General features: G+C 66.1%; 7 protein-coding genes. 4 read left to right on the plus strand and 3 right to left on the minus strand.

Features of this window, described 5'->3' with window-relative positions:
• Both KIH73_RS08300 and KIH73_RS08305 read left to right on the plus strand, forming a co-directional pair.
• Positions 1–221 (plus strand): UDP-galactopyranose mutase (locus KIH73_RS08300; protein ID WP_274608136.1); only part of this gene is annotated, 221 nt, incomplete at its 5' end.
• A 6-nt stretch (positions 222–227) separates the two neighbouring features.
• Complete coding sequence (locus KIH73_RS08305) at positions 228–821, plus strand: NUDIX domain-containing protein (RefSeq protein ID WP_219082420.1); 594 nt, start codon at positions 228–230, stop codon at positions 819–821.
• Positions 822–893: 72 nt separating this feature from the next.
• Here the strand turns inward: KIH73_RS08305 and KIH73_RS08310 are convergent, their stop codons facing one another.
• From KIH73_RS08310 to KIH73_RS08320, 3 genes are all read right to left on the minus strand, one after another.
• Positions 894–3,965 carry an LTA synthase family protein gene (locus KIH73_RS08310; protein ID WP_219082422.1) on the minus strand — a complete coding sequence of 1,024 codons (3,072 nt, stop codon included), beginning with the start codon at positions 3,963–3,965 and terminating at the stop codon, positions 894–896.
• A gap of 310 nt (positions 3,966–4,275) precedes the next feature.
• Positions 4,276–7,497: a family 43 glycosylhydrolase gene (locus KIH73_RS08315; protein ID WP_219082425.1), complete on the minus strand. Its 3,222-nt coding sequence runs from the start codon at positions 7,495–7,497 to the stop codon at positions 4,276–4,278.
• 575 nt (positions 7,498–8,072) lie between these two features.
• Positions 8,073–9,824, minus strand: a complete 1,752-nt coding sequence (locus KIH73_RS08320) for an ATP-binding protein (protein ID WP_219082427.1) — start codon at positions 9,822–9,824, stop codon at positions 8,073–8,075.
• Positions 9,825–10,285: 461 nt separating this feature from the next.
• On the opposite strand from KIH73_RS08320, the gene KIH73_RS08325 reads away from it, so the two are divergent.
• On the plus strand, positions 10,286–11,836 hold the full coding sequence (locus KIH73_RS08325; RefSeq protein WP_236022677.1) for an amidohydrolase family protein: 1,551 nt from the start codon (positions 10,286–10,288) through the stop codon (positions 11,834–11,836).
• Positions 11,837–12,084: 248 nt separating this feature from the next.
• On the plus strand, positions 12,085–12,879 hold the full coding sequence (locus KIH73_RS08330) for a LytTR family DNA-binding domain-containing protein (RefSeq protein ID WP_219082429.1): 795 nt from the start codon (positions 12,085–12,087) through the stop codon (positions 12,877–12,879).
• The last annotated feature ends 5 nt before the right edge of the window (positions 12,880–12,884 follow it).

Raw genomic sequence — 12,884 nt, forward strand, 5'->3', positions numbered from 1 at the left:
AGTACAGCCGGTTCGCCGAGCGCGGCGACGAGCCGTACTACCCGATCAACACCGAGGCCGACAAGGAGCTGTACGCGCGCTACGTCGAGCTGGAGAAGGACGTGCCGAACACCGTGTTCGGCGGCCGTCTGGGCACCTACCAGTACTACGACATGCACCAGGTCATCGACACCGCCCTGACCGCCTACGACCAACAAATCCACCCCATGATCACCAAGTAGGTTGCAATGGTCGACGATGAGGATTCCTTCGCCGGCGATGTCCGCAGCGGTATGCAGACCGATCTTGTCGTGCGCAACGAGGAGGTCGTGTTCCGAGGCGACGACGCCGCCGAATTCACGGTGATCCGCTCGCAGATCGAGTCCGACGGCCGGACGGCGCCGGTCATGTTCGCGCAGGTGCGGGGCGGGCAGCCCAGCGTCGTCTGCGTGACCGTGCGCGCCGACGGACGTCTGCTGCTGGTACGGCACCGGCGCATCGCCACGGACTCCGACGAGTGGGAGTTCCCCAAAAGCATGGGGGAGGACGGTCAGATCGCCGGGGACACGGCGGAGCATGAGGTGCTGCGCGAAACCGGAATCCGGCCGCTGTCGCACCGCACCATGCAGATGATCCATGCCGAGACCTGCAAGCTGCGCGATTCCGTCGCGGTCGTGGAGGTCAAGGTCGAGAACGATCGCGCCGATGCCGCGGCTCTGAACGATCCGCGCCTGCAGTGGCTGGACCGTGAGGAATTCGATGCGATGGTGCGGGCCGGCAACATCAGTGACGGCGTCACTTTATCGGCCTATCTGATCTGGAGCCTGCGGGCGGACGATTGATCATTGCCGTTGATTCGCCGTTAGGGGGGGCATGCCTCAATGGGTGTGCCCCCCTAACCATATCGGACGGAATCAGTACAGCGGCTGCTCCGCGACATACTGCTCGAATATCGGTGTATCCGTGGTGAAGCCGGACCCGGGCACCGGGTTCTTGGTCAACGTGACGTTCTGCGCCTCGGGCACGTCGTAAAACGCCGTATCACGCAGATAGCCCTCGCCGGCGGTCATGTCGTACTGGACCATCTGGTAATCCGCCAGCAGCTGCTGGGCCAGAATCGACAGGGTATCCGGATCGATGACGTTGCCATACATGTCCAGATACGTGGCGTCGCCCTCGCCCCAGCCGGCCGACGCGCCGCCCACGCGGCTGATCGAGGGCACCTGCTGCTGCAGCTCGGTCAGCAGCGCAAGATAGGGGGAGACCGTGGCGTTCATGTGCGCCGCGGCCATCGACATGCAGTAGTTCGACGACGAGAAGCTGGTGGTTTCGGCCCCCAGCTTGACGTCGTTGGATGCGGAGGCGAGATTCGACCAGATGAAGTAATCGGTCTCGTGCAGGGCGAGCGTGTTGTTGGGGTCGGCGTTCGCCGTGGCGTAGATGCTGGGCAGATGGTCGCCGTAGAAGATTACGGTGATGGGCTTGTCGATCTGGTCGAGGGCGTTGAGGAATTCGGTGGTCGCCTGGTCGGTGAGGCTGACTCCCTTGGTGTAATTGTCGATCTGCCGGCGCTCGCCATCGTCGAACGTGGACAGATCGGCATCGTAGAACTCGTTGTATTCGTAGTAGTCGCCGTAGGATGCATGGTTCTGCATGGTGACCAGCTGGATGAACTGCGGCTGGTCCTGCTCCTCGATGGCCGCGAGCACGTTATTGTAGGCGGCCGCGTCGCTGACGTAAGGTGATGATCCTGCGTGGTCCTGGTATTCAATCGCGGGGTCACTGTCCAGAGTCAGCAGTTCGGAAAACCCGAATTTCTGGTAGTTGCCGTCGCGGAAGTACATGTTCTTGAAATACGGATGGAATGCGATCGAGCCGGACTCCCCGTAGACGGCGGTCCATATCTGGTTGAACGAATACGGATTGTCCTGGCTCGGCACCAGCTGCTGGTACACCGACAGCATGGACTCGTCGAAATTCGCCATATCGAGACCGGTGAGCGCCTGATACTCGATGTTCGCGGTGCCGCCGCCGTAGCCGGGAGACAGCATCAGACCGGAGGTCGTGGTCTCCTTGAGCATGCGGATGCCGGGCATCGGGTCGACGGTCAGCGCCACGCCCGGCACGCGGGTCGGGTCGGAGAACGACTCCGAAAGGATCATGATGACGGTGTTGTCGGTCAGGTTGTTCGTTCTGGTGGCGTTGATGGCCTCCGCCTCGACGGCGTACCGGTCGGCGATCTCTTCCATCGCCTCCTGGCTGTAGCCCTCCGGCTCATCCATGGTCTTGGAATGGGCCAGCCGCAGGAAGTTGATCGCCGGGCCGTTGCTCCGTGAATCATCGAGGGCGTTCCATAGCTGCGGCGAATCCGAAAGGCTCCGCGACCACTGCTGCGCCCATGAGTTCGGCACGCTGAGGTTCCACACGTATGAGAACAGCAGCGAGGCGCACGCCACAAACGCCGCGACGCGGCAGACCACCGCCGTGATGTTGCGTACGCTGACGAAGCGCGACGGTCTCCAATGGCAGGGGAACAGGCCTCCGCGGCGGTCGAGGATCTGCAGCGCGACGCAGACCGCGATGAAATAGGCCAGCCCGACGACGACGCTGCGCACCAATGCCATGCTTTCGTCGGGGATGAACGACAGCAGCTCGCCGGTATTGCCGCTTGACACGAAGTTCAGATCGGCCGGGATGATCGGCTCGTTGCGCATGGCGACCTTGAATTTGTTCGCTACGGCGAACACGATCATCACCGTGCCGAACAGCGCCGTCGGCACCCAGAACCGGTTGAACAGCGTGATGACCACCAGATAGATCAGCCCCAGCACCAGGAAGTTGAGCAGGAACTGCCATTGGTGCTCCAACCAGGTCTGGCTGACGAATTTGGTCAGCTGGCCGAGCATGGTGCCCATGACGCGTGTGGTGGTGTCGACGTCCGCGTCCTCGGCGTATTCGATGGGGCTATACACGCTCCATTGCAGCGCCAGCACGCTGGCGGTATCGACGATGACGAACACGATGGCGTACAACGCGAACGACAGCTTCGGCCGCTTGTTCCAGACCGTGCGGATGGCCCGGCCGACCGGGGCGAGTGCGGACAGCCCGGACCTCATGGTGGCGAAGGCGTCGGCGAACCGATGGGCGGATGCGTCGGAGGCTTTGTCTCCGTCCGCCGGCTTCGCCGCATCGGTCGAGGTGACGTCGGTCCCGTCTGCGGGGTCCGTGTCCGCTTCGGTGTCGATTCGGTCTTCGTGATCCGTGTCTGCGCCGGGCTGCGGTTCGGCGCTGCCGGCGGACTCCTCGATCGCCGTGGTCGCCGATGACGCTTCGGGCTGCGACGCATCGTCGTCTGTGGCTGGCGATGTTTCAGCGTCCGGCTCGTCCGCGGCTTCCGTCGTGGCGTCGGTGTCGGGTTCGGTCTCGGCGGCGTCTGCGGTGCCGGGTTCGGCTTCGGCTCCGGTGTCGGCAGTATTGACGGCATTGCCGGTGTTGCCGGGGTCGGCATTGGTGCTGTCGTCTATGCCGGCAGTGTCTACGTCGTCGGATTCGACGTCGGGAGCATCGGCGTCGTTGATGGTGCCGACGTCGATGCCGTCATTGGCATTGCCTTCGGCAGTATCGTTATCGTCATCGACGACGGTGCCGTCGATGGTGTCATCGTCCGTATCGTCGGCAGTGTCATGTGCCGCGGTGTCGGTTGAATCAGTCAAGTCGGTCGAGTCGGTCGAATCGGGTGAAGCGGCCGGATCGGCTGTATCGAAGGAGCCGGAAGCATCGAGCGATTCCGTCGCCACGGCGTCCGTGACGTCGTCGGGACCACCATCGCCATCCCGAACGCCATCCGTCTCCGCAACCGCATGCGCCCTGTCGTCAGGGAACGTCACATCCTGCGGGAACTTGTCGATGATGCTGTCCAAGGTATCGGAGTCGTCGGACGCGGTCGTCGCGTCATCGCGATGGTCGGTTTCGTCGTACTGCTTCATGTCACCGTGTATTCATGTTCCGTTTACTACAACGAAGCATTGTACTCATGGAAGCTGGATGGGGGCGTCCAGGCCGTCCGGGCCGTCCTGCCGCCCGCTGGCCGCACGCGGCCGGATGTGCGGCCAGCGGGCGGTGATGCGCCGCCGGACCGTGTGGCCGATGGGTGTGCACCCGTCGGCCACACGGCGGCCGGCACGGTCGTCTCGCCATGCGGATCCACGCCCGCGTCGGCCTGCCAACCGTGCCGGCCTGCTGACCTGTGCCGGCCGTGCTGTCCGTGTCGACTATGCCGGCTGCGTAGCCGCGCCGCTACCGCCGCGCCCTGCGCAGCAGCAGCCCCGCGCCCGCGATCAGCGTCGCCGCGATCGCGGCGACAAGCGCCGGCACGACGCCGGAACCGGTCCGCGTCAGCTGGTCGGGAGCCGCCTCGTCCGAGCCGGCGGCCTGCCCGTCGCCGCTCTGCCCGCCGTCGCCCTGCCCCGGCTGATCGTCCGGCGTGCCCGGCGTCGTCGGCTGGCCGTCGCCGGTCTGCGTGTCGCACGGCACGATCGCGCTCGCCGGCGCGTCGATGGCCTTCACGCCCCAGAACGCGGCGCGGCCCGCGTCGCTGACGGCGTCCGGCCCGGCGTCGGGGAACGCGTCGCCGCCCACGCCGGTCAGGAACATCGCGTAGTCGCCGGTCTCCGTGGTCTGCATGCCCAGCGTGGCCGTGTAGTCGCCATGCAGGTGGCTGCCCTCCTCGCCGGAGTCGATGTGCAGCGTCACGGCGGTGCCGTCCACGCTCCACGTGCCGTCCACGCTCCACGTGCCGGTCGCCGCGCCGCCCAGCGTGCCGTCCTCGTGCAGCGTCACCGTGCGGGCGTGGTAGATCGCGTCGCTGGCGTCGCCGCCGCCCGCGTAGAACGCGACCGGGTTGTGCACCACGAACTCGTAGTCGCCGGCCACCTGCTCGGCGGTGTAGGAGTCCCGCTGCGCCAGCGAGCCGGACTTCTCGTACGGGGCCATGACCAGCCAGCCGTCGGGCGAGACCACCATCGGCTGCACGCGCACCTGGTGCTCCTCGAGGTTGCCCTCGGTGCGCACGAACCGCGTGTGGAACACGTTGTAGACGCTGCCGTCCTCGTCGGTCAGGATGGCGTTGCCGCCCTGCGCGGTCTTGACGTTCTCCGAACCGGTCTGGTCGTAGGAGCTCAGCAGGCGCAGGCCGCGGTTGAACGCCTTGTCGTCGCTCACGGCCTCGGTGTACACCGAGGAGTTGCCGTTCTGGTCGACGTACGGCCCGGTGATGCTTTCGGAGCGGAACTCGCGCATCTGGTAGCCGCCGGTCTGCTGCAGGCCGCCGTAGGACAGGATCATGTACCAGTAGTCGCCCTGCCTGGTCAGCGCCACGCCCTCGCCGGAGTTGCCGTAGCCGCCGGCCAGCTTGTGGCCGTAGTAGGCGTCGGAGACGTTCGGCACGGTCTCGTAGGTCGTGCCGTAGTCGCGCAGGCCGGTGGCCGGGTCGAGCTTGACCAGCCAGATGCCGCCGAACCAGGAGCCGAGCGCCATCCACATGTCGCCGTTCTCGTCGGTCTTCACGCTGGCGTCGATCGCGTTGATGCCGGTGTTCTGCAGGCTGTCGTAGCGCGACAGGTCGGCGCCCTCGCCGAGCACCCGGTACACGTCGGTTTGGTCGGCGTTCGCGGCGCTGAAGCCCGAGTAGATGACCGGGCCGACGTAGGTCCAGTCGCCCTCGATGTCATCGGCGGTGAGCAGCACCATCACGGTCTTCTGGTACGGGAACCCGCCGCCGTTGATCGACAGGTACATGCACCACTTGCCCATCGTGTCGTTCCAGACCACCTCGGGCGCCCACATGTTGCCGGCCAGGTCCGGGTTGGTGTCCTGCTTGGGCCAGGCCTCCCAGATGTCGCCGAGCACGTTCTCGTAGTCGGTCACCAGGTTGTTGGTGAAGTACTCCCAGTGCTGCAGGTCGGTGCTCTTGGCGAACGCGCGGTGCGAGCCGAAGACGTAGTACGTGCCGTCGGCCTTGATGATGCCGGGGTCGTGCGAGGTGACGCGCGTGTGCGTGGCGTCGTCGCCCGCCGACTCCGGCTGGACGGCGACGTCGACGGTCTTGACGACCGGCTGGTCGAAGGCGTCGGAGGTCACGGTCGCGGTGAGCGTCACGTTCGTCGCGCCGCCGCAGGACGGGCGGTCGACGACGGTCGTGTAGTACGACGACCCCTCCGCCAGCGGGTCGATGGACAGCGTCTCCGGGTCGGAGGAGGTCCACGAGACCGAGCCGGAGACCTGGTACGACTCGACGGTCACGGTGGCGGGCAGCAGCAGGCTGCCGCGCACGTCGTCGGCGTTGTCCACGACCACGTTCGCCGCGACGATCTCACGCAGCTCGTCGGTGTCCACGGCCTTCGGCACGGTGACGGTGAACTGCCTGGTCACCGGCGCGTTCGGCTGCGCCATGCGGCTCCTCGGCGCGAGCGTGGCCGTGAGCGTGACGTCGGTGTCCTGCGGCTGCGGGGTGACGCTCGCCGTGCCGCTGGCCGCGTCTACCGCGATCACGTCGGGGGCGGACGAGGTCCAGGCCACCGATGCGTTCTGGGTGGTCGTCGGCAGCGTGAAGTCCTCGCCGGCGTAGCTCGGCACCTCGAGCGCCTCGGCCTGGGTGGTGAGCAGGTCGGTCAGGCCGTCGGCGGGCAGGATGTCGGCGACCTCCGCCTGCGTCATGGCGCCGTCGTAGACGGTGAACGACTGGATGGCGCCGTGGAAGAACGCGTCGCCCACGCCGGGGTAGCGCGACTCGCCGATGACGTTGTGCGTGTGGTCGCCGAACTGGGCGGGGTTCGTGGTGACCGGGCTGCTGGCGACGGAACGGCCGTTGATGTAGAGCGTCACGGTGTTGGTCGTGCCGTCGATCGTGGCGGTCAGGGTCTGGAACGTGTCCATCGACAGGTTCTCGGAGGCGGAGAAGAACGTTTCGCCGTCGCCGTTGGCCTTGGAGGTGATGGAGGAGTAGAGCGAGGTGTGGGTCGAGACGGCCCAGGAGCCCTTGGCGGCCTGGCCGGTGCCGCCGAGCGACCACAGGTAGGTCCACTTGTCGCTGGAGCTGTTGAACTGGTCGTTCCTCACGACGACCGAGACGGTGGCCGACTCGTGGCCCTTGAGGATGTCGTCCGGAAGCGCGACGTAGTAGTCGCCGTCCATCTGCAGCGCGTCGTCCGCGAAGACGCCGGCGGTCGCGCCGTCGGCGTCGGTGATGACCGCGTCGCCGAACGCCGAGCCGCCGACCGTGTTCGGGACGGTGGAGTCGCCGGTGGTGCCGGTGGTGAAGTCGTAGCTGACGATGGGCTCGGGTGCGGTCTCCTGGGCCATGGCCGTGGCGGTGCCGATGCCGGCGATGCCGAGCAGCATGGCGGCCGTGGTGAGTGCGGCGATGGGTCTGCCGCCGCGGTTCATGCGGGTTGCGACGGATCTTCCCGCCAGCTTGTGCGGGTGGGCCGACAACGTTTTATAACGTTGTAAATTGAGCATGCGACCTTCCTTGTTCGCGATTGATGATGGGTTCCGTGATGTCGAAGCCGGGACGCCGTTCCGTTGGAATTCCCGGTTTCGTGATGTCGGAGGCACGGCATCGCTGCCGTGTGGTTCACTATAGCATTGATTGCAACGTTGTAAATACGGGTTGCCGTGCGAGAGGGGGCAAAGCGGGCCGGCGTGGGCGGGAAATGGCCGATTCGCGCGATCTGGATGACGCCGAGGCGCCGGGCGTGGCGCGGTGTGCGTTTGTGTGCGTCGGCCGGGTGTGTCGGTGGCGCGCTCGGCGGTATCGTCCGTCGGAGTCGCCGGATAATCGACCTTCCATGCCGCCGACGCGGCCCGCCGACGGCATAACTCGCCTAGATGTAGTGGATTTGGGGCCTTGCAGACACCCAACTGCATTAGGTGGGGCACCTGGACGCCCTGCCGTCGAGTAGCATCGGCCATATTCCGCGTCTCGTACTCGGGGTATCGCGACTAGGATGCCTCACCTAATGCAGATGGGTGTCTGCAGATCGGCAAATCGACTACACCTAATGCAGGTAGTCGCTTGCGGCTCGGGATTTCGTCTATCGATCCGTGGCGATGGCATCATCGGTGTTGGCGGACGATGCGCGCAGATACTTTCTGTGCTTGCTGGAGGGCGGGGCAGTGGCGACGGCCAGATTGCGCACGATAAGCATGCGGAGAACCCTGCGGACCGTTGATATGCCTTTGCCGCTGCGAGTCACGATGGCATGGACGTCGAGAGGTGTCTCTGTCGACAGGGAGGCGAGCACGATTTGCTCGGTGTTTGAAAGTTTGTCGGTCGTCGGTTTGTCGTCGGCGATGCCGGTCTGGGGCGTCGTGACGGCGTACTCGTCGGGGCCCGTCGGCGTGATGATGCCGCGTGTCGCAAGCCGTTCCATGATGTGCCGTATGTCATCGGAGTCGATGCGCAGCGAGGCGTGAAGCTGCTGAACGGTCATGGTGGAGGTTTGGCGCAGTGGCATCAGTATGGACTGTTCCTGATTGGTCAGCGTCGTGCCGATTCCGGTCAGCCACCGTTTGTTGTCCTGGTATTCTGCGCCGTATCGGTTCAGCACCACCGTGAAACGGTCCGGCTTGGCGACGAACTTCGGCGCGTCGAGCGCTCGTGACCGCATCTGTTGGATGACCAGGGGGATGCCGGTGCCGCCTCCTTCTACGGTGACCAGGCCTTGGGATCCGTATGGGATTTCGTGCATGAGCCGGACCAGCGTTTCGTTGCGGCAGCGTGAGATGCCGTCGGTGATATTGTCGACGGTCACGCCGCCCCATAATCCGCCTGGATTGGAGACCTCCACCCGATCGGGGTAGATGTCGACGCAGATGGATGTTCCGACGAATCGCGCGTCGTATTCGCGGTGGATGACTGCGTTGGCGATGACCTCGCGCAGCACCTCACGTGGTATTTCGGCGTCGGTCTGTGCTCCTGAGCCCACGACGAATGTTGTGGAACGCAGGTTGCGCGCCGTGGCCTCGACCGCCTGGTTGATGGCTTCGGGCATGTTGCCGTCGCAGATCGTGCGGTCGATGAAGCGCGGCCCCGCCGGGGCGGATTTTTCGGTTTCCGGATAGGCGGCGACGTCGATGACCAAGTTGGGGAAGTATTGCTGTGGATATTGCCCGGCGGCCAGCAGCCCTGCAAGGAGGATGTTGCCCTGTTTGTCGGTGATGTTGAGGCGCGCCAGGCGCTCCTGCCGTGTGGTGGTTCCGCGCAGCGCCTTGGAGTCCTTATGTATGTCGAGCAGGTGTTCGACGGCGTCGTCATTGAGGTCGGTCAGGTTGGTCTCGGGAACGATCTCGCGGTCGGCGCGGCTTGGCACCATGGCGTTTTGCAGCTCGAACACCTCGGTCCGGGAGAGACGGATGTCCTTGTCGTCCGCGCGGCGGTATCCGCCGTCGCTGGGGCCTTTGGCTGTGATGTAGCAGGGCTTGCGGTCGGCTGGGTTTTCGTTGATATCGACGGCGAGGAACGGCTTGCCGTTGGCCTGGCATCTGGAGATGCGGTAGGTCGGCGGGTTGGTCAGCCTGATTCCTTGCGGATTGCCGTCGCCGATGCCGTCCATGAACTGGTTGATGACTCGATCGGCGTCGAATCCGTCGATGGGGCGGAAACCGTCTTGTTCGCTGATGCCCAGCAGCATGGTTCCGCCGGATGTGTTCGCGAAGGCGCTGACGCTTTCCCAGACGCTGGCTCCGATGCTGGTGGTGCATGACTTGGCTTCGAACTTGCCGTCGTCCGACCCCTGGCTTCGCAGGCGTTCGAGAACCGGTTTGATGGTGTCATCCGTCCACATGGCACTGTCCTCCGCGTCACTGTCACGTCAGTGTTACACTGACAGTATCAGTGTAACACTGACGTGACAGTGATGTTCCACTGATGATTGATGGTGCGACGTTAATCGTTGATATTCCGCGGATATTCACTGTTTCGTCAGTGGTGCTCAGTGTGCCACTGATTTGTCAGTGATGGGTCAGTGACATTCCACTGTGAATCGCTGATAATCGCTGGCGATCGCCGACCGGTCATTGGCGGTCGTTGATGGGCGTTAACACCCGCTGATGCCCGCCGATGCCCCGCTGGCGCACGCCGCTGCTGTCGGCGTCGCCATCGTCGCCGCAGCCGTCGCCATCGTCGCCGCGTCCGCCGCACCCTCGTCGCCTCCGCCACCGCAAAGCCCCCCACGTGTGTTGCCCGCCCGCCTGATGCCACAATGGAATCATCGCCGGAACACCCCTACCCAGGAGCAGAACAAGCATGAGCAGCGCATTCGAGCCGTCCGCCACCGCCGCAACCCCCGACCTCGCGTCCATCGCCTTCGCCGTCGAAGGCCCGGCCTACACCAGCGAGACCGAAACCCATGTCGCCCATCGCCCGCGGTCGCTGTACCTCATCGACCACGCCGGCGTGATCGCGGCCGTCCTGACGCCCGACGACCCGGACTACACCGCCGTGCGCGCCGACATGGCCCGACTGAGCCGCCTGACCACCCTCGCGGACGGCCAGGTCCTGCTCCCCGGGTTCTGCGACCTGCACCTGCACGCCCCGCAGTGGGCGCAGGCCGGCGCCGCGCTCGACGAGCCGCTCGAACGCTGGCTCGGACGCTACACGTTCCCGACCGAGGCACGGTTCGCGGACCTCGCCTACGCCGACCGCGCGCATCGCCATCTGGTCGACGCGACGCTCGCCCGCGGCACCACCAGCGTGCTCTACTACGACACGATCGACCGCGCCGCCGCCGTCAACCTCGCGCAGGTCTGCGCCGAACGCGGGCAGCGCGGCTTCGTCGGCAAGGTCGTGATGGACGACCCGGATGCGAACCCCGACTACTACCGCGAGACCGCCGAGCAGGCGATCGAGCGGACCGAACGCTTCATCGGCGAGGTGCGTGCGCTCGCGGACGAGGCCGGGCGCACCGGACACGCCGGGGCGTCGCCCGCTGCGGCGACCGGCGCGACCGATGTCGATGGCGGTGGCGTTCGCGGCGCGGGTGCGCAGACCGCCGCATCCGCCCCGGACGGCCGCGCCGCGCTCGACCCGGCCCCGCCGATCGTCCAGCCGGTGATCACCCCGCGCTTCATCCCCAGCTGCACCGACGCCGCGCTCGAAGGGCTCGGCGCGCTCGCCGCGAAGTACCGCTGCTTCACACAGTCGCACTGCTCGGAAAGCGACTGGGAGCACGCCACCGTCCGCGAACGCTACGGCCGCAGCGACACCGAGGCGCTGGACATGTTCGGCCTGCTCACCGACCGCACGGTCATGCACCACTGCGTCTACCTGTCCGGGTCGGACGCCGACCTGTTCGCGCGGCGCGGCGCGGCGGTCGCGCACTGCCCGCTGTCGAACGTGTACTTCGCGAACGCGGTCGCGCCGATCCGCCGGTACCGCGGCCAGGGGGTGACGGTCGGCCTGGGCACGGACATCTCCGGAGGCTACGATCCGAGCGTCCACGCGATGGTCCGGCTGGCGGCGATCGTGTCGCGCAACCTCGCGTCCGGCGTCGACGCGCGGCTGGGGGCGGGGGAGCGCGGCGGCGTGCCCGAGGCGCTGATGACGCTCGACCAGGCGTTCTACCTGGCGACGGTCGGCGGCGCCGAGGCGCTGAACATCCGCGCCGGGCGGCTCGAACCCGGCTATGCGTGGGACGTGCAGCTGGTCGACGTGCATGCGCCGGGCAACGACCTGCCGGTGTTCGAGTCGGACGAGGATCCGGCGATCACGTTCCAGAAGATCATGAACCTGTCGACGCCGGCGAACATCCGGGCCGTGTGGGTGCAGGGGCGCCTGGCGCACGGCTCGCTCGACTGAGCGGCGGGCGCGGCATGTACGGCGCCGTGTCCGCGCGGACACGGCGCCGATACCCGTTGTATTGATTAAGGGGGATGGATGGCTGCATGGCCGTGTCTGGCAAGGCCATGCTGATGGCGCATGAAGGGGGTGTGTACGTTGCGTGAAGGGGGTTGATTCGTTTTTGGGTTACAGCAGGTTTTCTTGTCTATTATTCGTGGCATCGCGTACTTGATGACGTGAAGGCGGTGGTGACGTTGCCCGAGGACATGACAAGAGCCGAAGCGATGACCCGACGGCTGATCCATGCCTTCTGGCGGGGCGACGACCGCTGGATCCAGTCCGTCGCCGGCGAGGGGTTCACCGGCGTCGGCGCGATGCGCGACCGGCTCATGGTCGGCATCGACGAGGTGACGGCCTCGATGGAGGATCTGCCGCATGTGCTGATCACGCACGAGGAATACCGGGAGGTCGCGCAGGACGGCGGCATGGCCGTGGTGGTCGGGCGGTACGCGGTCCGCACGGATCTGCGCGAGCGTCTGGCCTTCGCCGACGTGCGGCGGATCACGGCGGTCTGGCACTGGGTCGACGGCGGGCTGAAACTGCAGCATGTGCATGCGTCGAACGCCGGACGACCGGCGGCGGGCGACGGGCGGTCCCCGATGCGCATGGCCGGCGAGGCGTACCGCTATCTGAAGGTGCTGGTGTCGCAGGGCGACCGGAAGGACGCCCGGCAGGTGCGTGACGCCGAGGGGCGCGTCCACCTGCTGACGCTGGCCGACATCGTATATCTTGAGGCGAAGGGGCAGAGCGCGATGGTGCACGGCACGTCGGGCGAATTCCGCGTGCATGACACGTTGGGCGGGACGTGCGCGAAGCTGGGGCTCGACGAGGAGCATGGGTTCGTGCGCGTGCACCGAAGTTTCACGGTAAACATGCTGTACGTCGTGTCGGTCGGCGACGAGCTGCTGCTGTCCACCGGCACGACGGTTCCTGTGCCGCGTCGGCGGGCCGCCGCGTTGCGCCGTTATCTCGCCGAGCTGCGGGCGGACGACGCCGGGTGACGTCC

The organism is Bifidobacterium phasiani (genome assembly GCF_019331775.1).
Taxonomy (GTDB): Bacteria; Actinomycetota; Actinomycetes; order Actinomycetales; family Bifidobacteriaceae; genus Bifidobacterium; species Bifidobacterium phasiani.

Excerpts from the sequence above, each read along its gene's own strand:
- KIH73_RS08305 (WP_219082420.1), top strand. The coding sequence starts at position 228 with ATGGTCGACGATGAGGATTCCTTCGCCGGCGATGTCCGCAGCGGTATG.
- KIH73_RS08310 (WP_219082422.1), bottom strand. The coding sequence starts at position 3,965 with ATGAAGCAGTACGACGAAACCGACCATCGCGATGACGCGACGACCGCG.
- KIH73_RS08315 (WP_219082425.1), bottom strand. The coding sequence starts at position 7,497 with ATGCTCAATTTACAACGTTATAAAACGTTGTCGGCCCACCCGCACAAG.
- KIH73_RS08320 (WP_219082427.1), bottom strand. The coding sequence starts at position 9,824 with ATGTGGACGGATGACACCATCAAACCGGTTCTCGAACGCCTGCGAAGC.
- KIH73_RS08325 (WP_236022677.1), top strand. The coding sequence starts at position 10,286 with ATGAGCAGCGCATTCGAGCCGTCCGCCACCGCCGCAACCCCCGACCTC.
- KIH73_RS08330 (WP_219082429.1), top strand. The coding sequence starts at position 12,085 with ATGACAAGAGCCGAAGCGATGACCCGACGGCTGATCCATGCCTTCTGG.